This window comes from Trichocoleus sp. DQ-U1 (assembly GCF_039961925.1).
Lineage (GTDB): Bacteria > Cyanobacteriota > Cyanobacteriia > Cyanobacteriales > FACHB-T130 > FACHB-T130.
This window is the reverse complement of sequence record NZ_JAMPKB010000013.1, coordinates 91,206-113,222: the sequence shown is the minus strand read 5'-3', so window position 1 is coordinate 113,222 and position 22,017 is coordinate 91,206. Positions and strand designations below refer to the sequence as shown.

The window sequence follows — 22,017 nt, the reverse complement described above, 5'->3', positions numbered from 1 at the left end:
CCAGATTTACACTCCTATAGCTTCGAGTTTCGCAATGGCAAAGTCTATTTTCGCGTGAATCTCGATTGGGTTCCTGGCTATACCAAGATTGTTTCTAAAACCGTGGCATCTGGGCGTCCTTTCGTGCATTGGCAAGCCAGCGAATAAACTCCTGCAAAATCGCTCAAAATTGCTTTATCTATCAGCTTTTGAAATATCGATCGTTTTAGTGAAGTCGAGTAGTAAGTGCCAGTAGCGTGCCTTTGTCACTGGAGATTAAAAAGAAAGCGATCGCTTTCCATTCAAAAGCGATCGCTTTATTCCAGAACTTATTTATAAGAATTAGCTGCTCGTTGCTTAGCATAAGCTAAGTTACTTTGATACTCGACTGCTTTTTTCTGAGCTACCTGATAATTCGCACTTTCAAGCGGTACAGCTTTCATTAACGCGATCGCTTCTTGCCACTGACTCACAATCGCATCCCAGTCAGCTTTAAACTGAGCTGTTTGGGTGAGTTTGGCGGCCTTCATTGCTTTGTTAACTGCCTGCTGGAAAGGTTCTATCTGAGTTTCTGGAGTTTCAGCCGTAGTAACACTTGGTATAGCTTCTATTGGTTCAGATAGCACTGGCGATGGAGCTGTAGAGACAGCAGCAAGAGGTATATTTTCTCTTGATTCTGACCACTTCCCCAACCAAAAGCTTCCAGCTGCTACTAGGGGAATTAAAGAAATTATTAATAAATTTTTTAATGTTTTTTGGTGTTTTTGCCAGCCTTTTGAGCTACTTTGATTTTTGGGTTTGACCGTTCCTCTCATTTTGGTGATGCCTATATCTCCTCGAGAACGATCGACTTCTATTTCCGAGTTTAGATCAAGATTTGAGCTAACGCTACCAGCTTTATTATTAAAAGAATAAATAGAAATCAAGCGCTGTTTCATTAAAAAATCAATTTGGTATATAAATGCGGCACTAGAAATCCAAAAAACAGCTATTATTGCCTGTATTGTTTCAGACCAACGATTATTATTAACATATAGAGTATTGTAACTGAGGTTGAATAAAGGCAGAAAAAATATAAATAGAATTAGGGTTATTAAGGTAGCCAAAACAATCGCTAACCAACCATATAATCCTTCCCACCAACTGAGCAGTCCTGGTCTTAATCCTTGAATTTTGCCTACTTCTGGTGCCTGAATTGATGGGAAAAATTGATTGATAAACAAATGTAAGAAGTGATGAGCAAACGCAATCGCAGCAATTGGAGATAGCAGTGCCAGTATTCCAAAAACACTAAACAGCGATGGGCTATCTACAATTCTCGCTGTAACGTAGCCGACAGTGTTAGTCATCCTGACAATTGCGGTAAGTCCGCTCATTAACAGAATTAAAACAAAAGCTTTCAGCCAAGAACTGGGGTAAGGAAACCAAGCATACCAGCGAAGATTTGGAAGCTTTTTCTTGGTAAGTTTCAGAAGATTTGGTTGAGTCATAAGTAATGGGGGAGTAGAGGTGGGATGTAACCCTTGACTCAAAGGATATCCCCCTCTCAGCAAACAATGGCTCAGTGTTTTCACCTATGTTGCAAGCGATCGCGCAACTATTGTCAGTAAAAATAATCGCTTGGAAGCGTGAGCGCGTCAAAAAAAACCCGCTTTCTTCAAGAAAACGGGTTTTTAAAAATACCAACTTCTATCCTAATAACCAGTAGCTGCCAAATCCAACTCATGCGCGTAAGCAACCCGTTCCACCCTAGTTTCAATCCTGCCATCTGGATACAGATTAAATAAACGAAATCCTGGCGCTTCCTCATCTAAGGAAAACTGGTGGCTATGCGGTTCAAACTGAATTGACGTAGAGGGACTACCCAAGTAATGAACCTCACCGCGCCGCCGATAAAATTCTTGATGAATATGACCAAAAACAACCAACCGCACCTGAGAATGGCGATCGATGACAGCAAATAGTTCCTCTGAATTTTGTAATGAACTGCCATCCAGCCAATCGGAATCGACGACAAAAGGGGGATGGTGTAAAGCAATTAGGGTAGGACGTTTATCTGCACGCTGTAGCTGCTGGTCTAGCCAAACTAAGCTTTCTGAAGATAGTTTGCCATAGACGCAACCTGGTACGTGAGAATTGAGCAATAAAAACTGCCACCCTCCCGCTTCAAACGACTTCTCCGGACAAATCGGAGCCTCATTTAATACCTCTTGCATAACCAATGGTTGGTCATGGTTGCCCGGTAGCCAGTAAGTAGGAATTCCCAGAGGACTCAGCAGTTCTGCCAACCGCGTGTAAGATTGCGGCTTACCATCTTGGGACAAATCTCCTGTTAGCAATAGCAAATCCGGCTGAGGGCACATTCGGTGCAATTGCTCTAAAACTACATCAAAAGACTTGGCAGTAGGAAGCCCTAGCAATTCCTTTTTGGTATCTGCGAACAAGTGAATGTCTGTAATTTGAGCAATCAGAAGCGGGTTGGCTTGAGTCATAGTTTCTGTAATGAAAAGGTATTCTGGTCGCTGCTCAAAAAAATACTTAGCAAGTCAGTACACCCAGATGGCTGTTTTTGGTCAAACCAAGGCGATTCTCCGCTTAGAGATAACCAAAGCTGACGAACTTCCCCAGCAGTAGGCGAACGTCAACCATTCCGTAAATCCACTTACATTTGGAGATTCGTATTAGATTAGCGTTTCAGATCATCAAAGACTTGCGATCTAGGAACCCCGTTCCTGTGATCGTCATCACATCAGATAACCTGCATCAGCTTTGAATATAGCGACTAGTCTTCCAATTCGTACAGAGTCAATGCGTCCGGAAAAAATTTTGGTATACTAAGAATCTGCAATTGCGGCGGCATAGCCAAGTGGTAAGGCAGAGGTCTGCAAAACCTTTATCCCCCGGTTCAAATCCGGGTGCCGCCTTTTTAATCTGGGATTCCAATCAGACCCCCGCTACCAGCGATCGCTTTGCCGATGGCATAGGCGGGGATATTTTGGGATTCAAACCAGCTGATGGTTTGGTCGGCTTGGTTTGGGGGCACAAGGACTACAAAACCGATGCCCATATTGAAAGTATTAAACATATCGGCGGGTTTGACTTCACCAGCGTCAGCAAGCCAGTTAAAAATAGGTGGAATCTCCCACGATTGAAGATCGATCTGGATGGATAGATCGGCACCAATACAGCGAGGTAAGTTTTCTGGCAAGCCGCCACCCGTGATGTGAGCCATGCCATGAATGTCAAGCCCAGCCTTCCGTGCTGCTAAAACGGGTTTGACGTAAATCCGGGTGGGAGTTAATAAAACTTCCCCAAAATTCTTACCGTCTAAAAGCGCAAAGCCTTCCCCCCTGACATCGGTTGGGGAGGCGTGCAAGTCAACGCCGCTACGTTCAACAATCTTCCGCACTAGACTAAAGCCATTGCTGTGGATACCTTGGCTCGCAAGCGCGATCGCGACATCTCCCTCTTTCACCAGAGAACCATCCAATATCTGGCTCTTTTCTACAATCCCCACACAAAAACCCGCCAAGTCATACTCGCCCAGTTGGTAAAAACCCGGCATTTCTGCGGTTTCTCCTCCCAGGAGGGCACACCCCGACTCGCGACATCCCGCAGCGATGCCATCAACCACCTGAGTCAGCTGCTCTGGGTTTAGTTGCCCTGTGGCTAAATAATCCAGAAAAAATAACGGTTCTGCGCCACACGTCAACACATCGTTGACGCACATTGCTACAAGGTCAATTCCCACGGTGTGGTGAAAGTTGAGCTGATGGGCGAGTTTTAGCTTGGTGCCTACGCCATCCGTCCCTGAAACCAAAACCGGCTCTTTGTATCCAGTTGGCAACTGAAACCAACCACTAAAGCCGCCTAAACCACCCAATACTTCTGAGCGGTGCGTACTTTTCACCAAACTGCGGATTTTCTCTACAAAACTCCGCCCCGCCTCAACATCTACACCAGCGTCTCGATAATCCATGAATTCAAACCTGTTCAGCAGCGATCAAGAGACGTATTTTACTTGGCTAAGGCGACAGATAGGACAGCGATCGCAATTTTGTACCGTTGGGCAGCACTATGCCCCGATTGCTTCACCAATTATTCACAAACTGGCTTCCTCGTTTGTGAAGTTCTGATAAAGTTCCGGAAACCTGATTTTTGTCTCAAACCATATTGACTTCAACATCATAACCGCATTTTTTCGGAAATTACTGTGTGAAGGTTTCATAAAGTTGTTGCTTCCTAGAGGAAATCCCCGATCCCCTTTTCAAAAACTTCATGGTAGTCTGTTGCAGTTCCACAGACCAGGGTGAACACAGAACGAGTACGAGTTATCGATTGGGCAAATGAGCCGTCTGGCGCTACCACTGGCATTTGGCTCTAAGCTCGACCTCCCAGTACTTTTCACAAGGACTCTATGAACCAAAGATTTTGTTTCGGAATGTTTGCAACCCTTTTAACGACTGCCCTCCTGGGTACGACTACATCTAGTTATGCGGAGTCAATCAAGGGGGTTAACCAAGCTTCCGAATCCCGTGTTTCTCAGGCGCAACAGACAAGCAAATCGAGAGTAACTAAAAACGACCTTCGGCAAGCAGTCTCTTCGCCCTTACTCTCAACACCGTCAAACCTTCAGCCGACCAACGGTGTCAAATTGGGAGAATACCAGTCTCAATCCGCACTCCGTTGCTTAGTAAAACCTTGTCCAAGTGCAATGGATCGGGCGGTTGTTGCTAAAATTCTTCCCCATGAGTTAAACGGGTATCAGGCAGCAACACTCTATGTCCGCAGTATTCCAGTTTTAACCTTTCTCGGCTCCCGTCAAGCTCCCGCAGAAAGCACGAAAGTAGGGGAAGCCCTGAGAACTTCAGACGGGTCGCGTCAAGCGGATGCCAACACTTCTCAAGACAATCCGGTTTGGCGAGCCACTACTGTTGCTGCGAAGCTGAATCAGTTGAGCCGAGAGCAAGTGGATGCGAAAGCGATCGCAGTCGTTTGGAATGGTGACAAGAGCAACTACAGCATTAAAGTGAATGGCGAGGAACTGGTGGAAGTGAACGGGAAAACAAGATTGCCCGACACCACTCGTAACGTTGCCACCGATGCCTTACAAGCAACCAATCGGCTGAGACGCCTGATGGGGAACGCGCCGCCGCTACGGGCAATTGCAGGTATACCCGTATCTAAGCCCAAGCCGCGCCAGATTGCCAAGCGCCCTAGCTCTTCCAGAGTCGCGAACGAGCGATCGCGCGTCGTGCAACAACCATCGAACGCCATTGCCTACAGACCAGTCATCTCCGAGCTTAAGGGCATGGCATCCTGGTATGGTTACGCTGGCAATGGCACTCAAAGTGCCAGCGGTGAAAGATTCAATGAGAATGCAATGACCGCGGCTCACCGTACCTTACCTTTCGGAACCCAAGTGCGCGTGACTAACACAAACAACGGGCGTTCTGTCATTGTGCGAATCAACGATCGGGGGCCTTTTATCCGGGGTCGGATCATTGACGTGTCAGCCGGGGCTGCTAGAGTTCTAGGCATGATCAGCAGTGGTGTGGCACCCGTGCGTGTAGAAATTCTGGGCAAACCGCAGAAGGTAGCAGTTGATGACAACTAAACTTTTAGCCACAAAGGTGTTAAGCCCAGACTCTTGACATTGAACCTCCTGTTCACCTAAAACGCCCAATCCTCTTTTCTGGAGATAGACTACTGGGCAGAGAGTAGTGTTAGTGGTTAGTAGTTAGTTGCTCGAAAACCAATTACTAACCACTAACAACCAAAAAAGGGGGGTTTGGTGCGCCTGTTTACGACAACTGCTGGATTGCACTGCTACTTGGATTTATACCGGCATCCCTTGAAAATCGGTTTTGTACCGACAATGGGAGCATTGCACGCAGGGCATCTTAGCTTAATCCAACACGCTCGACGCGACAACGATCGGGTCATCGTCAGCATCTTCGTAAATCCGTTACAGTTTGGCCCGACAGAGGATTTTCAACAATATCCTCGTCGGCTAGAGCAGGATTGGCAATTGTGCGAACAAGCGGGGGTAGATGCGATTTTTGCCCCCGCTCCTGAAGAAATGTACGGAATGAGGAATGTGGGAAGGACGCTTGCGCCTGTTCCCGATTCCCAATTACCCATTCCCAATGACTTAACTCAGGTAGTTCCACCGGAGAGCATGACCTCATTGTTGTGCGGTCGCTCTCGTCCCGGACACTTTCAGGGAGTGGCGACAGTGGTGGCGAAGCTATTGAACCTGGTACAACCGACTCATGCTTATTTTGGCGAGAAAGATGCCCAGCAACTGGCGATTATCCGGCGTCTGGTGGCGGATCTCAATTTGCCGGTAGAGATTGTTGGGTGTCCAATCGTCAGGGAGGCGTCGGGACTGGCACTCTCATCCCGCAATCAGTATCTAAGTGCTGAACAGAAAGAGCAGGCGTCTGTCTTGTATCGCGGCTTACAGCAAGCGCAGAAGAAATTTAAATCGGGCGATCGCGATCGCATTGTTCTCATTGAGGCAGCTCAAAAGGAATTTGCACTCGTCCCAGAGGTACAGATCGAGTATATTGAACTGGTTCACCCAACAACTCTCATGCGATTGGAAAAAGTTGACGAGGCGGGACTGTTAAGCATCGCGGCGCGGCTAGGAACAACCCGTTTGATTGATAATGTAACTTTGCGCGATCGCCAGCCGATTCTGGCGATTGATGGCCCTGCCGGAGCAGGAAAATCGACCGTAGCCCGCACGGTTGCCCAGTCTTTAGGACTACTTTATTTAGACACGGGGGCGATGTACCGCGCCCTGACTTGGCTGGTTCTGGAATCAGGAACCAGCGTCAAAGATGAACCCGCGATCGCCGAATTAGCGAGTGGTTCTCAGATTCAGCTAAGCACCAGTGACGACCTCCAGACGCCAGTGCGGGTTTGGATTCACGATCGGGAAGTCACCCAGGCGATTCGCTCGCGAGAAGTCACAGCTCAAGTATCAGCGATCGCTGCTCAACCCTACGTCCGCCGAGAACTCGTAAAACAACAGCAGCGCTGGGGAGTAAAAGGAGGCGTCGTCGCCGAAGGACGCGACATCGGCACCCACGTTTTCCCGGATGCGGAACTCAAAATCTTCTTAACCGCCTCCGCTCAAGCACGGGCGCAACGCCGTCAGCAAGACCTGAAAAACCAAGCTCAGCCAGAAGTCAGTTTAGAGCAGTTAGAGCGGGACATTCAAGAACGCGATACCCGCGATAGTACCCGCGCCTTGGCACCCCTGCGAAAGGCAGCCGATGCCATCGAGATCCAAACCGACGGTCTGAGCATAGCCGAAGTCACTGCACAAATTGTCAGCCTTTATCATCAAAGGCTGTCTGTGCCTGTCTAGCGGCTGCTTTCTGAATGTACGGTTTAACAAAAATACAAGGTCAGTAAAAACTAACTTTAACCCGGATTAACTTCTGGTTGGTGAGTATTCTGCTGTAGCCTGCAACAGGGCAGACTTCACTGCCCTGTACAAAAAATAAGCAATTTAACGATAAATGATATAGTTTCTAGCTTTTAGCGCTCTAGACAGGGATTCTAGAGACGAACAAAGGACAGTAGACGCACGTCCTCTAGCTAGCAGTCTTGCTCGCGCAAGTTGCGCCGCTAGTTGTGAAAAAATTTTTGAGAAGCATGGTGTCTGGAAGTGGCGGCAGATGAATTGCCGCCCGGATGAAAGGAGGAGTGGAGGGGACTTAACGTGGCAAAGTATGACAGATTTCTCTGGCGGGAAAAAACAACATTAATTGCTCTGGCTGCGGCTGCTAGTAGTTTTATTGCTGGTCTCATGTTGCCAGTAAACCCACAAGGTAGCGATCCAGAAATTCTTCTATCCCCTACTGAAAAAATGGGGCATCACACCCCCGAAAAAAGTGGCATTGATATCCAAGCTTTAAAGGCACAGCGAGATGAGGCATTTGTAAAGGTATTCTCTCGATTGGAACAGGAGGCACAAGACAGACGCCTGATGGTTTCTGTACCTACGCAATTTCAGGGCAAAACCTTTCAGGAAGTAACACTCAGCAGCAAAGAGAAAGTTATCGCCCTGACATTTGATGACGGACCTTGGCCTAAAAGCACGTTGGAAGTGCTGGAAATCCTCAAGAAAAATAACATCAAGGCAACGTTCTTTATGGTGGGGAAGAACGTGAAAAATTTTCCCCATTTGGCGCGTCAAGTTTCCCTGGATGGTCACGCGATCGGCAATCACACTTGGAGCCACCTTTACCATCGCTTCAACGAAACTGGAGCTTCCAGTGAAATTGACCGTACATCCGACATGATTTATCAAACTACAGGCATCAAGACAACTCTATTTCGTCCACCCGGTGGTCATCTTAAAAACGGATTAGCCGCCTACGCCCATAAGAAGAACTACGCGGTTGTGATGTGGTCTTCTGATTCAAGAGACTATAGCCGTCCTTCGGTGCCATTATTCATCAAGCACGCGCTAACTGGAATCACACCAGGCGGAATTGTCCTGATGCACGATGGAGGTGGCAATCGAGACCACACGGTGCGGGCTTTACCCCAATTAATCACCGAATACAAAAAGCGTGGCTACAGGTTTGTCACGGTGCCAGAACTGATGGAGATGCAAGACAAAGAAGTTAAGTTGGCAGCCGCTGCTAAACGAGTTCCTCCGAAAGTTCAATCGGCTGTTCCAAAACCTGAATAAGGGAAGAGAATATTCCCTCTTTTCAGGCACGATACAGAGGTGGCTGGTGATTGGGAAAAAGTTTTGAGTTTTGAGTGGTGAGCCTTGAATTAAAGAAATTTATTTTCACTCATCAATCATCACTTTCATTACTGCTGACCTGTACGATGTAGCGGCATTTATAGAATTTATAGAGAAAATTTCTTCTCTATGATGCTGGTAAGGGGAACCCGATAGTTCCCCTTGACTTTTTAGTGCTTACTGCACCGAGCTAAGCACCTTTTCTGGTGTTGCTTCAGGATTGGCTTCTGGAGAATCAGCCTCGGAAGGAGGCACAACTTGCCAGAATTTGGCTAGAGACTCAGCCCAGTTGGCTAAAATATCTTTCGCTTTCTGGCTACCTGTACGTTCGGCGTGCAGCTCAATCAGCTCTTTGAGTTGTTGCTCACCGGCAGGTGTCCTGACTCGTTGCAGCTTGACAATTTCTGGGTTTACCTTCGATGTAAAGCTGCCATCCTCATCGAGGAAGTAAGCTAAACCCCCGGTCATCCCCGCGCCCACATTGCGTCCGACTCTGCCCAAGACGACAATCGCGCCGCCAGTCATGTATTCGCAACAGTGGTCGCCTGCACCTTCGATCACCGCCATGCCCTTGGAATTGCGAACGGCAAAGCGCTCACCAGCTTGACCATTGGCAAGCATGATGCCGCCCGTGGCACCGTAGAGACAGGTGTTGCCGACAATCACGTTTTGGGCTGGATCGTAGGTGGCTGACTGGGGCGGCTTGATGACAATTTCGCCACCATGCATCCCCTTGCCTACGTAGTCATTTGCCTCACCTTCCAGGTTGAGAGTGATGCCAGGGAGGTTGAAGGCACCAAAACTTTGACCCACACTGCCTTGGAAGTTGAGGGTAAGACTGCCACTCCAGCCGGTGTTTCCATATTGAGATGCGATCGCTCCGGCAATCCTTGCCCCAACTGTCCGGTCTGTATTTACCACGGTTACAGCTTTGGTCACGCTCGACTGATTTGCGATCGCATCCTTAACTTCCGGGTCGTTGAGCAGTTGATCGTCCAAAACCGAGCCATTGCTATGAACTGCCTCGTGAACCAGCCAGGAACGGTCTTCGCGGGTATCGGGAAGACGGGTCAGGCAATCTAGATTCAGCGCCTGTGTCTTGGTGAGTTTCGTTGGGCGCACCTTCAAGAGGTCGGCTCGACCAATGATGTCGTTGAGCGACCGATATCCCAACCGTGCCAAGAGACTCCGCACTTCTTCTGCCGCAAAGTAGAAGAAGTTGACGACGTGTTCTGGCATTCCGGGGAAGCGCTTCCGCAAGTTTTCTTGCTGAGAAGCTACGCCTACTGGGCAGTTATTGGTATGACAAATCCGCGCCATAATGCAGCCTTCGGCAATCATAGCAATTGAGCCGAAACCGTATTCTTCTCCGCCCATTAAAGCGGCAATAACGACATCCCAGCCACTCTTAAAGCCACCGTCTACTCGCAGAATCACGCGATCGCGCAAGCTGTTTTCCATGAGGACGCGATGCACTTCGGTTAACCCCAGTTCCCAAGGGCTTCCGGCGTGTTTAATCGACGACAGCGGAGAAGCGCCCGTACCCCCATCGTGACCGGATATCTGGATAATATCGGCATTTGCTTTGGCGACCCCAGCCGCGATGGTACCGATGCCAACTTCTGCTACCAGCTTCACCGATACTCCCGCTTTCGGGTTAATTTGGTGCAAGTCAAAAATTAACTGCGCCAAATCTTCAATGGAATAGATATCGTGGTGCGGCGGCGGCGAAATCAACGTCACCCCAGGCTTGGAACGGCGCAGCATGGCGATGTAAGGGCTAACTTTTGTCCCCGGTAGCTGACCGCCTTCTCCCGGCTTGGCACCTTGAGCGATTTTGATTTCAATTTGCTTGGCGCTCATCAGGTACTCAGGGGTGACGCCAAAGCGACCGCTAGCAACCTGCTTAATCGAAGAAGAAGCCGTATCCCCATTCCTTAATCCTTTCAGATGCGGTAAGACCTGGGAATGACCCATTTCATCGACATCATCGAGGACTTTGTAACGAACTGGGTCTTCGCCGCCTTCACCAGAGTTGGATTTACCGCCGATGCGGTTCATGGCGATCGCGAGGGTTTCGTGCGCTTCCCGCGACAATGCCCCTAGAGACATCCCACCTGTAGCGAAACGCTTGAAAATTTCCTCGACTGGCTCTACTTCTGCCAGTGGAATAGGGGCGCGATCGCTTTCTAGATCCAGCAAATCTCTGAGCGCCGTTACGGGTCGCCCTTGCAAGTGCTTTTGATAAACTTCGTAGTGGTCGTACTGCGGATTCTTCACCGCCTGATGCAGCGACTTGGCAACTTCCGGGCTGTTCATGTGGTACTCGCCCCCCGGACGGTACTGCACAAAGCCACAGTTTTCCAGCTTTTTGCGCGGCACTTCTGGGAACGCCGCCGAATGGAAGGACATCACTTCTTGGGCAAGTTCTGCTACGCTCAAGCCACCGAGGCGCGACGCCGTCCCCGCGAAGCCGAGCTTCAGCAAATCTCCTCCAATCCCAATAGCCTCAAAAATTTGTGCCCCTTGATAGCTAGACAGTAGAGAAATCCCCATTTTTGAGAGAATTTTCAACAATCCAGCTTCTACCGCTTTGCAGTAATTTTTTTGAGCCTGCTCTAAGCTAATACTCTTGATTCTGCCCCGCTGCATCATATTTTGCGTCTTGCTGTCGCTCCACCAATGACGCACGGTTTCCAGAGACAGATAAGGACAAACCGCAGAAGCACCGTAGCCAATTAGACAACCAAAGTGGTGCGTACTCCAACACTGAGCGGTATCGACAATTAGGGATGCCCTCGTCCGCAGACCCTGCTGGATCAAGTGATGGTGTACTGCCCCTACAGCTAGGAGCGGTGGAATATAGCTGGATTCGGCACTAATACCATTCGCTATGCGATCGCTTAGAATGATTATTTCTTTCCCAGCACGGACGGCTTGAGCCGCTGCTTCGCATAAGCTTCTAACCGCTGCCTCTAGCCCTTCTGGCCCTTTCTCAATTTCAAACAGCGTTGAGAACTGCTCTGTCTCGAAAGAAGAAGCGCAGATTTGCTCTAGTTGTGCTTCATTCAGAACCGGAGACTCTAACTTCAGCAACCGGGCATACTCTGGTTTCACTTCCAAGAGATTTCCCCGCTTACCCAGAGAAACCGATAGCGACATCACCATGCCTTCGCGCAGGGGGTCAATTGGCGGATTTGTCACCTGGGCGAAGCGCTGCTTGAAATAGTCATAAAGCAAATGCGGCTTTTCTGACAGCACTGCGAGGGGAATGTCATCTCCCATGCAAAATGTCGGTTCTTTTCCAGAAGACGCCATTTCCTCAATGATCATTTCCACATCTTCAGTGGTGTAGCCAAAGGCAATTTGCTGGCGCAGCAAGGTTTGATTATCCAGCTTTGGTTCTGGTGCAAAAGGCTCCGCTGCTAGATTTTGTCGGTGAGACGCTAGCCACTCTCCATAAGGATGGGTAGCCGCAATCCGTTCCTTAATCTCCCAATTTTTTTGAACTTCGTGGGTTTCCAGGTCAACGGCGATCATTTGACCTGGCCCCAAGCGACCTTTTTCCAGAATCTCTGCTTCGGGCAAATCGACTACACCGGCTTCGGAAGCGACGACGACGTAGCCATCCCGCGTGATGCTGTATCGAGCCGGTCGCAGACCGTTGCGGTCGAGGGTCGCCCCTACTTTTTTCCCGTCGCTGAATACTAGCAGTGCTGGGCCATCCCAAGGTTCCTGAAGCCCGTTGTAATATTCATAAAAATTAACAATTTCTGGACGCTCCAACAATTCCGGCTGATTTTGGTACGCCTCTGGCACCATAATCGTCAAGGCTTCTAGAGGACTCCGACCCGTGCGTACCAGTAACTCTAGTACGTTATCAAGAGTTGCCGAGTCGCTATTATCGAGATGAACGAGTGGCTTGAGGTCGTTGATGCGTTCTCCCCAAAGCGGATGCTTCAGCTCTGCCTCTCGTGCCATCATCCAGTTAATATTTCCCAACAGCGTATTAATTTCGCCGTTATGCCCCAAAAGCCGCATTGGTTGGGCTAGAGGCCATTTGGGCAGGGTGTTGGTGCTGAAGCGTCGGTGATAGACCGCAAAGGCGCTCTTATAAACTGGATTTTTTAAATCTGTATAAAATTCTCCCAGCACGGCGGAGCGCACCATGCCCTTATAAACGATGGTGCGGCTAGAGAACGAACAGACGTAAAAATCTTCCGACCATTCTAGATCGAGGTCGCTATTGGCCTTGAGTGCCTTGCTGATACGGCAGCGAGCCAAATACAACTTTCGTTCCAGTTCATCGCCCTGTAAATGGGTCGAGGTACAGATCAGCTGCTCGATTCGTGGCTGGTTCTCTTTTGCCTGTATCCCCAGCACCTGGGGCTGTACTGGCACCTCTCGCCATCCCAAGACAGTTAATTCTTCCTGTTCGAGAGTTTTCCGAACAATGTCCTTGGCTCTGCTGGCAGCTTCGGTATCTTGGGGTAAAAATACCATTGCCACCCCTGTCTGCTGAGTCGGGGGCATTTCTATGCTTTGAGTTGCCAACCATTCACCCAACAGTTCCCACGGAATGGCGGTCATCAAACCGGCTCCATCCCCAGAATCCTGGTCAGCACTACAACCGCCCCGGTGTTCCAGACAAGCCAGGGCAGATAAAGACTTCTCGACTAATTCATGCTCTGGCGTTCCCTGCGGATTGGCGATGAAGCCGACGCCGCAGGCATCGCGTTCCTCTACCAACCATCGCGGGCCAGGAGAGGTTTCTGCCCCCTTTAGCGTTCCCTGTAATTGATGATTATCATTCACACTCCTGTTCTCCATGAGCTGATCCACGTTTTTCCTTTACTTACTGATACAAATTTCCCGTTCTCAGGTTGCTAACCCTGTGGCAAGACTTTACTAAACAACAGGATTAAAAATTGTCAAACGATGACAAAACTCGTCGTCAATGTATTTAAACACTCATTTCAGTCTTCTCTCGCCGAGACTAGGTGATGCCTCCAAAGCCTGACTTATCTAGATACAGATGCCATTTGACCATGAAGGCTGCAACTGAATGACATTACTACTTTTTCTGCTTTTTTTGCGCTAGAGCCAAGGGTGACAAAACTGGTTGTCAGAGCGATCGCTTCCCGCAAGGTGCTGTTAAGAACCTCGTTCTAACCCGATTCCTATCCCGGCAGCCTGCAAGAGTGACGGATTAGACATCTTATCATTTTTTAATGACGCCTAATATAAATCCCCGACGCTGGTCAAGGGACTGGTAAGCGACCCCAAGACATAGAGCCAGAACAAACAAATTGTAGGGGCTATCGTCAACCCCCAGTCTAGACTGGGCTATGTTTTTAGCCGCTACTTTGAGAGCGAATGCTTCGCCCTATTGAGTTGTTAAATAAAGCGTCTTGCCGAACCCTGCGGTTATGCTTTTTATTATGAAGCTAAAAAAGCAGGCTTGAGAAGATAAAGTCATTGTTTTTTGATAGTTGTGCTGCTGACGCGCTGAGTTATTTTAGAAGTCGTGACTCTGTAGACACGCATCCAGCGCTATCCAGGTGTATGGCAAATACGCCCCTACAGAAGAGCCGCCCTATTTTTATTGATGTTGTCGAATGATCAGGAGAACGACGTCACAGAGTGAGACGTTCGATGGTGTGGCGGGCATAATTGCCCCCGGTCGCCTAATCGCTTTCTCGCTCCCGTCCATTATTGCCCTCTCAGTTTACATGGCGACTTCTTCCCCGGTCGGAAGCACTAAAGAGCCAGTGTTAAAGGCACGGGAGAGCGAAGAAAAGAGCCAGATAGCACCACCGACTGCCAAGCAGATACCTGTAGCCTCCCACAAGCTTCCCCCCAAAGGATTACAGTTTTATGCCGCTCTCAGCAAGCCCAACAAGTTGCCCAGTCAAGCGTTGCCTGTTGCAGCTCCCACTGGGAAGCTTCAAAAATTACCGGCACCGGAATTGCCCCTAACCACACAGGCGTTGGTGCCTTCAGCATCGCCTCAGATTTCTCGGTTGGGTTATCAAGTTTCTATCAACGGTCGCACCTTGCCAGCCACTTGGAGTCAGTGGCGGGTGGGAGAGTCTGTCCGTACCGGAATTAGCGACGCCGGAATGAGTCAAACATTGGGGGTAGAGCTTTTAAATACTGGAGATGTCACCAGACAGCCGGTACAGTGGTTTTCCCAACCGGCAACGGAGCCGCTAATGTTAGCGACGCAGGCAGTGGGGTCGTATCGCTATCTAGATATTACCGATTTCGCCCAGAGAGCCGGTTGGAAGATGGAGGTAAAGGGCACCAAGCTCTTGATTTCCTCTAAGCCAGCGCAAGTGGCAGATATTCAACCAGCACTGCAACCGAGGGGTTCGCGCATGACGATCGAGATCGATCGTCCGACGCCGTGGCAAGTGAGAAAAGAGGGTGAAGAATTAGTCGTCACAATGGATGCAGTGGCTACTCCCTCTCTCCTCCAGCGTTTTTCTTCCGCTCTACGAGTACCACTGCTACAGGCTCCGAAGCAAGGGAAGGTCGCAGAGAAGGACAGGGAAACAGAAGGAGAGATTCCCTTGATGGTTCCACTTCCCCATCGCTCGAAATTACCGACTCCAGTGGTGGAATCAATTCAGAACCAAACTCAAATCCGTATCAACATTCCAGCCGGTCTGTCTCCTCGCTTTTCCTCCCTACCCAACCCGAATCGATTGGTTATCAATTTTCTACCAGAGGCGATGGTAGAGCGAGATATTCTTTGGGCGAAAGGAATCCGCTGGCGACAGCAGTATGTGAGTTTGGGTTCTTCCCGATTTCCGGTAGTTGGGCTGATATTGAATCCCCGTATTCAGGGGGATGTCAACTTGCCCTTTTTTAAGATGAAACCGATCTGGAGCCATCCTTCCAAGATGGTGGGAGTCGCTCCCCTGAGCGAGACAGCCCAGATGTGGCACGCCTCGGCGGCAGTCAACGGGGGCTTTTTTAATCGCAAGAACCAGCTGCCTTTAGGCGCAATTCGGCGGGATGGGCGCTGGTTATCCGGGCCGATTCTGAATCGAGGCGCGATCGCCTGGAATGATACGGGAGCAGTAAAAATTGGGCGTCTGGCGCTCCAAGAAACTTTAATGACCGCAACGGGTGCGCGGTTGCCAATTCTTTTCCTCAACAGTGGCTACGTCAAGGCAGGCATTTCCCGCTATACCCCGGAGTGGGGAGCAACCTACACGCCGCTCATTGATGATGAAATCATTGTCGTTGTCCAGAACAACCAAGTCACGAGCCTGCTACCCGGAGGGATTGCGGGTAAAACTGCCTTTCCCATTCCCCGCAATGGTTTCTTACTCACCCTCCGCGCCAACCGAGGGCCAGCCGCTTCTCTCCCGCTTGGTACGAAAGTATGGGTAGAGGGTGCTACTGTCCCTGGTGACTTTAACCGCTACCCGCACATTGTTGGTGCTGGTCCCCTTTTGTTGCAAAATCGGCAAATTGTGCTGAATGCCAAAGGCGAGCAATTTAGCGACGCTTTTGATAAGCAAGCCGCAATTCGCAGTGCAATTGGAACGACCGCAGACGGCAACCTAATGATTGTTGCCGTTCACAATCGCGTTGGTGGAACTGGGCCTACCTTGAGAGAAATGGCTGCCCTGATGCAAAAAATGGGCGTGATTGACGCCCTCAACCTCGACGGTGGCAGCTCTACCAGCCTCTACTTAGGGGGGCAGCTCCTAGATCGCCCTCCCTCCAGTGCCGCCCGCGTTCACAACGGTCTTGGTATCTTCTTCCAGCCCACCCGGTAGTCGCTGATTTAGGATTTTTTTACGATTTAGCCAATTTGTCAACCGTTAAAACTTCTATGAAGACTTGATGTAGATTGCGAGGATTCAGTAGTTTACGGTTACAACAGCCTGGTTTGATTTGCTATGTTTGGCAAAGATTCCCTCAATGTGTCAGCGATCGCTCACTACAATTGTCCATTCTCAAAATGTATTCACCATGCTGACAAAGCAACGGTTTTAAGGAGAAACATCAATGGCTCAGGCGCAAGAAATTTCTCAAACTTCTGCCTTCCCTTTACCCAGTTCGATAGCCACCAACGGAATTGCTGCAACGGAATTGCGCCCTTGGGGTTCTTTCACGATTCTGGAAGAAGGGCGAGGCTACAAAATCAAGCGCATTGAAGTAAAGCCTGGTCACCGGCTCAGCCTGCAAATGCACTACCACCGTAGCGAACACTGGATCGTGGTTTCAGGCACAGCGAAGGTTGTTTGTGGCGAGCAAGAACTGACCCTTAGCAGCAATCAATCGACCTATGTTCCTCAATGCCATACTCATCGCCTAGAGAATCCTGGTGTCATTCCTTTGGTATTAATCGAGGTTCAGAATGGGGAATATTTAGGAGAAGATGACATTGTTCGTTTTCAAGATGACTACTCCCGCAGTCAGCAAAAAAAGTAGGCTAGGGTTCAAAGTTGGGTAGCTCGACGAGCGACTACCCGATTTCAGTATTTTTTTGAAATCAAATTTTCTAGGGCGTTCTTCCATAATCAGGTGGGAGTCGCCCTAAATTGTTTCCAAAGGGTATGCGATCGCGCCGTAGTCCAATTCTATCTTTCATTCATCTATTGCATTCCCACGGCTCTTGTCATTCCCGGACGAGCCAGGAGTCATCTAAAGCGAGACGAGTGTTTCTACTGAGTGAGACCTGTGAAACTGGACAAGTTTCCTGATTTCTCTTGCAGGGGTAGCGGTTGGGCGTTAAAACATCTAAGGCTGGCAAGCAAAACCAGAGCCTTGGGGACTAATCTAGAATAACTGCCAGAACACTGCATCTACCTCATGCTGGGAAAAACGCTCAGTGGTCGCTACCAAATCATCAAACACTTGGGAGGCGGGGGGTTTGGTCAAACTTACCTTGCCGAAGATCAGCAGCTACCGGGCAATCCACAATGTGTCGTTAAGCAACTCAAACCCAAGGCTAACGATTCATTAACGTTGGAGGTAGCTAGACGTTTATTCGATCGGGAAGTTCAAGTCCTCTATCGCTTAGGTAATCACCATCAAATTCCTCAACTTTTAGCTCATTTTGAGGAGGAGCAAGAGTTTTATTTAGTACAAGAATTCATCGAAGGGCACGAACTCAAGCAAGAATTACCTGTTGGGAAGCAACTTAGAGAGGACTTCGTCATTGTTCTTTTACAAGACCTCTTAGAAGTCTTAGCGTTTGTCCATCAGCAAGATGTCATCCACCGGGATATTAAACCGTCAAACTTAATTAGGCGCAAGCAGGATGGCAAATTAGTCTTGATTGATTTTGGAGCCGTTAAAGAAGTTGGCACTGAGACAGTCAGTTCTTCAGGAGAGACAACTTTAACAGTGGTGATTGGTTCGCCTGGTTATATGGCAAACGAACAACTCAGCGGTAAACCCCGATTCAGCAGCGATATTTATGCTGTAGGGATGCTGGGAATTCAAGCCCTTACCGGATTACCGCCATCTCAACTGCCAGAAGACTCCAAAAACAGTGAAATTTTATGGCGCGATCGCCTGCCAGTAGGGACGCGGTATTCTGTGCCCCTACTAGATGTTTTAGACAAGATGGTGCGCTATGACTACCGCCAACGCTACCAAACAGCAATAGAAGCGTTGCAGGCGCTCCAGCAGCTCAATACTGACTTAGTAACACAGTCGATGACACCCCCTCCTTATAACGTCAAGTCATCACCTACGGCTTCTTTGCTACCCGTCACGCAGACTCTGTCGATTCAAATCTCATCTGCAAGGCAACCGACAAGCCAAAATTCTTCTGTGGCGACATCGGTTATTCAGGAAGCACCACCAAAGTCTGAAGAAGAAGGGATTTCTACTATCCAAAACAAGGCTCCTGTACTCATCAGAATTGGTGCAGGTATTGCTACGGCTCTATTTCTGACAGTCGGAATTTTCTATTTTCAAAGACCTCATACCATTGGAGAAAAACCACAAGAAATTGCTTTAGTCAACACCCTCCCCGGTCATGCAGGCGGCGTTACATCGATTGCAATTAGCCCGGATGGTCAGTTCCTTGTCAGTAGCAGTCTCGACCAGACGATTAAGATTAGAAACGTCCGCAGCAAAGAAATCATTCACACGCTGACCGGGCATTCAGGATATGTTTATTCTGTTGCCATCAGTTCGGATGGTCAGACCCTCGTGAGCGGGAGTGCCGATAAAACAATTAAGGTGTGGAACCTGCAAACAGGGGAACTGCTTCGCACCCTAAGGGGGCATTTAGGAAATGTGTATTCCGTTGCGATTAGCCGAGATGGACGAACCCTTGTTAGCGGGAGTCAGGACAAGACCATCAAGGTGTGGAACTTGCAAACAGGTGAATTGGTGCGATCGCTGATCGGGATCAAAGAAGGGCTAGATGAGGGCGTTCGGAATGTTGCCATTAGTCCAGATGGACAAACGCTGGTCAGTAGTAACGTTTATGACATCAATGTGTGGAATTTGGAAACGGGCGAACTGCGCCGCACCTTTGGGGGACATATCGAGGCAGTGAGGGCGATCGCGATTAGCTCGAATGGTGAAACCCTAGCCAGTGGCAGTCCAGATGGAACTACAAAATTATGGAATTTACAAACAGGCAAACTGCTGAATACGTTTCCTCATGGATCTCGATTGCCAAATGGCTCTTTTTCTGGAGGAGTGTATGCGGTTGCCCTCAGTCCAGATGGTCAGATGCTCTTTAGTGGCAGTGGTACTAAGGAAAACAGCCTAAAATTGTGGAATCGGCGGACTGGAGAATTGATTCGCACCCTGACGGGACATTCCAACACGATTTTCGCAATTGCGATTAGTCCGGATGGGCAGACGATTTATAGTAGTAGCCTGGATGGAACCATTAAGGTTTGGAGCGTGCCTTAAAGCTAGAAGCTTGGGGAAATAAGGGTAGAGAATCAAGGCTGAGGAAACAAGAGGGCGAAAAGCGATCGCGCTCATGCGAAGCGAGGGGTTAGCCTAGCGCTGACTTGTCAGTTCGCGCACTCTGTGGATTTCCCGATTCCCAAGGCTAAACTATCAGACAACTACACGGTACAAATGTCATGCTGGGAAAAACGCTCAGTGGTCGCTATTACATCGTCAAACACTTGGGAGGCGGGGGTTTTGGGCAAACTTACCTGGCTGAAGATCGGCAGCTACCCGGCAATCCACTGTGTGTTGTTAAGCAACTTAAACCCCAAGCTACCGACCCCTTAACTTTACAAGTATCACAGCGTTTATTCGATCGAGAAGCCCAAGTCCTTTACAAGCTGGGAAAACACGATCAAATTCCTCAACTTTTGGCTCATTTTGAACAAGAGCAAGAGTTCTATTTAGTACAAGAATTTATCGAAGGGCATGAACTCAAGCAAGAGTTACCTATTGGCAAGCAGCTGAGTGAAAATCAGGTAATGGCCCTCTGTAGAGACATTTTAAAAATATTAGAATTTGTTCATCAGCAAGAGGTCATTCACCGCGATATCAAACCTTCAAATTTAATTAGGCGCAAACCAGATGGAAAGATAGTTTTAATTGACTTTGGGGCAGTTAAACAAGTTAGCGCTCAAAAAACTAACTCTGAAAGGAATACTACTTTAACGGTTGCGATTGGTTCGCCCGGTTACATGGCGAACGAACAACTCGGTGGCAAACCGCGATTTTGCAGCGATATCTATGCAGTGGGAATGATTGGTATCCAAGCAATTACAGGAATACCACCCAGCCAGTTACCAGAAGATCCGACAACCAGCGAGATGATTTGGCGGGATAAGGTACAAGTCAGCCAGCCGTTCGCCGATGTTTTAGACAAAATGGTGCGCTATGACCACCGTCAACGCTACCAAACAGCAACAGAAGCTTTGCAAGCACTTCAATGGGTTAATTCCCAAATGTCAACCGGGGCTTATCATGTGCCGCCCACACAAACCCTAACGCCTCCAGCCGCCACGACTCAACCAATTGTCACTTCTACACTATTACCTCAAACCGACCCATCTCAGCCACAAACAATCCAGGATGCTGTTGCTGAGTTATCAACATCCTCGGTCGATACACCCATTAGCAATGCTGGTGTTGCGACTCCTCGAAATAAACCTCATTGGCTGATCGGAATTGGAGTTGGTCTTGCCACTGCTTTCGCGCTAACAGCGGGAATTTACTACTTTCCGAAACAAAATAATTCATCACCCTTATTACAAATTGCAAATAGTCCATCACAGTCGTTGCAAAAACTTAATAATTCTTGGGATCGGGTAGAAAATATTGCTTTAGCCAATACTTTTATTGGAAATTCAAAAAATGTTTATTCGGTTGCGATTAGCCCGGATGGTCAAACCCTCGCAAGCGGTGGTGATGACAACACTATCAAGCTGTGGAATTTAGGGACGAGACAACAACTGCAAACCCTCAAAGGTCATTCAGACTGGGTTTATTCCATTGCCTTCAGCCCTGATGGGCAGAAGATAGCAAGTAGTAGTGGTGACGGAACCATTAAAGTGTGGAATTTGCACTCTGGGCAACTACTGCAAACCCTCAAATCAGGGCCTGAAGACCGGGTTTTTTCGATTGCGATTAGCCCAGATGGACAAACTCTCGCCAGTGGGAGTAAGGACAAGACAATCAAGCTGTGGAATCTGGGCACGGGGCAACTGAAAAATACTCTCAAGGGGCATTCAGGCTTTATTTTATCGGTTGCGATCGCTCAAAATGGACAAACCCTTGTCAGTGGCAGCGATGATAAAACAATCAAACTGTGGAATCTGTCCACAGGTACCCTAATTAGCACTATCTCTGAGCCTTCAGACAATGGTGTTCCTGCTGTCGCCATTAGCCCAGATGGTCGGATTCTCGCCACTAGCAACATTTCCGACAAAATTTATCTATGGAATCTACAAGAGCTTTTGAAGGGTTGTAAAGGCGCACAGCCATGTAGCCCTACACGCACTATCTTTGCCCATAAAGACTATGTTAATTCGGTTGCTTTTAGTCCCGATGGGCAGACTCTCGCGAGTGGAAGTCGGGACAAGACAATCAAGCTGTGGAATCCACAAACAGGAGAGCTAAAAAGCCCGATTTCTAACCATTCAGGCGCTGTTAATTCTGTTACTTTTAGTCCTGATGGGAAAACCCTGGTCAGCAATGGTGAGGAGGGGAAAATCGAGGTTTGGCAATCGTCGCCCTAAAATATTGAGGATATTGGGGTAATCTTTCTTTAAGGCGATCTCGCCTTACCTGAAAGTATG

The 22,017-nt window shown here is 48.7% G+C and carries 12 protein-coding genes and 1 tRNA gene; 9 read left to right on the top strand and 4 right to left on the bottom strand.

All coding sequences use genetic code 11. The annotated features are described in order from the left end of the window. Positions 1-308: 308 nt before the first annotated feature. Together NDI34_RS08080 and cpdA are read right to left on the bottom strand one after the other, a co-directional pair. A complete protein-coding gene (locus NDI34_RS08080; protein ID WP_348232370.1) occupies positions 309-1,511 on the bottom strand; it encodes a hypothetical protein in 1,203 nt (400 codons plus the stop codon). Between the two features lie 162 nt (positions 1,512-1,673). Beyond that, positions 1,674-2,471, bottom strand: coding sequence for a 3',5'-cyclic-AMP phosphodiesterase (gene cpdA, locus NDI34_RS08075; RefSeq protein ID WP_190415375.1), 798 nt, complete (start codon positions 2,469-2,471; stop codon positions 1,674-1,676). A gap of 360 nt (positions 2,472-2,831) precedes the next feature. Between cpdA and NDI34_RS08070 the strand changes: the two genes are divergently transcribed. After that, positions 2,832-2,903: transfer RNA gene (locus NDI34_RS08070), tRNA-Cys, on the top strand. A 2-nt stretch (positions 2,904-2,905) separates the two neighbouring features. On the opposite strand, the gene purM is transcribed toward NDI34_RS08070, so the two are convergent. After that, positions 2,906-3,958: a phosphoribosylformylglycinamidine cyclo-ligase gene (gene purM, locus NDI34_RS08065; protein WP_190984629.1), complete on the bottom strand. Its 1,053-nt coding sequence runs from the start codon at positions 3,956-3,958 to the stop codon at positions 2,906-2,908. Here purM and NDI34_RS08060 point away from each other — a divergent pair. The 4 genes from NDI34_RS08060 (at position 3,957) to NDI34_RS08045 (ending at position 8,695) form a co-directional block, all read left to right on the top strand. Continuing rightward, a complete protein-coding gene (locus NDI34_RS08060) occupies positions 3,957-4,115 on the top strand; it encodes a hypothetical protein (protein WP_190536997.1) in 159 nt (52 codons plus the stop codon). The two genes, purM and NDI34_RS08060, sit on opposite strands and share 2 nt — an antisense overlap. Before the next feature lie 305 nt (positions 4,116-4,420). After that, on the top strand, positions 4,421-5,596 hold the full coding sequence (locus NDI34_RS08055) for a septal ring lytic transglycosylase RlpA family protein (protein ID WP_242034048.1): 1,176 nt from the start codon (positions 4,421-4,423) through the stop codon (positions 5,594-5,596). 177 nt (positions 5,597-5,773) lie between these two features. Continuing rightward, complete coding sequence (locus NDI34_RS08050) at positions 5,774-7,360, top strand: bifunctional pantoate--beta-alanine ligase/(d)CMP kinase (RefSeq protein ID WP_190536995.1); 1,587 nt, start codon at positions 5,774-5,776, stop codon at positions 7,358-7,360. Positions 7,361-7,717: 357 nt separating this feature from the next. Then, entirely contained in the window at positions 7,718-8,695 is a 978-nt protein-coding gene (locus NDI34_RS08045; RefSeq protein ID WP_339380555.1) for a polysaccharide deacetylase family protein, read from the top strand. Positions 8,696-8,932: 237 nt separating this feature from the next. On the opposite strand, the gene NDI34_RS08040 is transcribed toward NDI34_RS08045, so the two are convergent. Beyond that, positions 8,933-13,585, bottom strand: coding sequence for a glutamate synthase-related protein (locus tag NDI34_RS08040; RefSeq protein ID WP_348232369.1), 4,653 nt, complete (start codon positions 13,583-13,585; stop codon positions 8,933-8,935). Positions 13,586-14,373: 788 nt separating this feature from the next. Here NDI34_RS08040 and NDI34_RS08035 point away from each other — a divergent pair. The 4 genes from NDI34_RS08035 (at position 14,374) to NDI34_RS08020 (ending at position 21,957) form a co-directional block, all read left to right on the top strand. After that, positions 14,374-16,551 carry a phosphodiester glycosidase family protein gene (locus NDI34_RS08035; protein ID WP_348232368.1) on the top strand — a complete coding sequence of 726 codons (2,178 nt, stop codon included), beginning with the start codon at positions 14,374-14,376 and terminating at the stop codon, positions 16,549-16,551. A 232-nt stretch (positions 16,552-16,783) separates the two neighbouring features. Then, positions 16,784-17,209, top strand: coding sequence for a phosphomannose isomerase type II C-terminal cupin domain (locus tag NDI34_RS08030; RefSeq protein WP_190415385.1), 426 nt, complete (start codon positions 16,784-16,786; stop codon positions 17,207-17,209). Positions 17,210-17,590: 381 nt separating this feature from the next. Further along, on the top strand, positions 17,591-19,660 hold the full coding sequence (locus NDI34_RS08025; protein ID WP_348232367.1) for a serine/threonine-protein kinase: 2,070 nt from the start codon (positions 17,591-17,593) through the stop codon (positions 19,658-19,660). 179 nt (positions 19,661-19,839) lie between these two features. Further along, positions 19,840-21,957, top strand: coding sequence for a serine/threonine-protein kinase (locus tag NDI34_RS08020; RefSeq protein ID WP_348232366.1), 2,118 nt, complete (start codon positions 19,840-19,842; stop codon positions 21,955-21,957). Positions 21,958-22,017 lie beyond the last annotated feature (60 nt).

What these genes read in the sequence shown, in the direction of transcription:
- NDI34_RS08025 (WP_348232367.1), top strand. Translation starts at nt 17,591, where the DNA reads ATGCTGGGAAAAACGCTCAGTGGTCGCTACCAAATCATCAAACACTTG.
- purM (WP_190984629.1), bottom strand. Translation starts at nt 3,958, where the DNA reads ATGGATTATCGAGACGCTGGTGTAGATGTTGAGGCGGGGCGGAGTTTT.
- NDI34_RS08035 (WP_348232368.1), top strand. Translation starts at nt 14,374, where the DNA reads ATGATCAGGAGAACGACGTCACAGAGTGAGACGTTCGATGGTGTGGCG.
- NDI34_RS08055 (WP_242034048.1), top strand. Translation starts at nt 4,421, where the DNA reads ATGTTTGCAACCCTTTTAACGACTGCCCTCCTGGGTACGACTACATCT.
- NDI34_RS08060 (WP_190536997.1), top strand. Translation starts at nt 3,957, where the DNA reads ATGAATTCAAACCTGTTCAGCAGCGATCAAGAGACGTATTTTACTTGG.
- NDI34_RS08030 (WP_190415385.1), top strand. Translation starts at nt 16,784, where the DNA reads ATGGCTCAGGCGCAAGAAATTTCTCAAACTTCTGCCTTCCCTTTACCC.
- cpdA (WP_190415375.1), bottom strand. Translation starts at nt 2,471, where the DNA reads ATGACTCAAGCCAACCCGCTTCTGATTGCTCAAATTACAGACATTCAC.
- NDI34_RS08040 (WP_348232369.1), bottom strand. Translation starts at nt 13,585, where the DNA reads ATGGAGAACAGGAGTGTGAATGATAATCATCAATTACAGGGAACGCTA.
- NDI34_RS08020 (WP_348232366.1), top strand. Translation starts at nt 19,840, where the DNA reads ATGCTGGGAAAAACGCTCAGTGGTCGCTATTACATCGTCAAACACTTG.